Raw genomic sequence first — 416 nt, forward strand, 5'->3', positions numbered from 1 at the left:
TGGCACGTTCAGGAGTATCGGGTTAGTAAAGCAAGCCGGGCGACGTCAATGGCCGGCGTGGGCTTTGATGCGTTCGGCTGGGAATTATTTCCATATCTGAGCTCGGGAGCGTCGGTGCTGCTTGTAAACAATGAAGACCGCTTGTCTCTTGGCAGGCTTGGTGACTTGTTTTGTCAGGAAGGGATTACGCATAGTTTTGTTGCGACGGCAATGCTGTGGGACCTTGTCAGGGAATTATCGACCAGATGTACCTCTCTTGAATACCTGCTCACCGGAGGCGACCGGCTTGCGGGAGCCAATCCAGGTAGGTTAAGCTACAAGCTGGTTAACAACTACGGCCCTACGGAAAATACGGTAGTGGCCAGCAATTATATTCTCGAACCCGAAAGTGGTTCTTATTCTTCGCCTTCGATCGG

General features: G+C 51.9%; 1 protein-coding gene. It reads left to right on the forward strand.

Going from position 1 to position 416, the window contains the following annotated elements; translation table 11 throughout:
- A partial coding sequence (locus AAHB90_RS32570; protein ID WP_342089504.1) for an AMP-binding protein occupies nt 1-416 on the forward strand: 416 nt, incomplete at both ends.

This window comes from Dyadobacter sp. OTU695 (genome assembly GCF_038440355.1).
Classification (GTDB): Bacteria; Bacteroidota; Bacteroidia; order Cytophagales; family Spirosomataceae; genus Dyadobacter.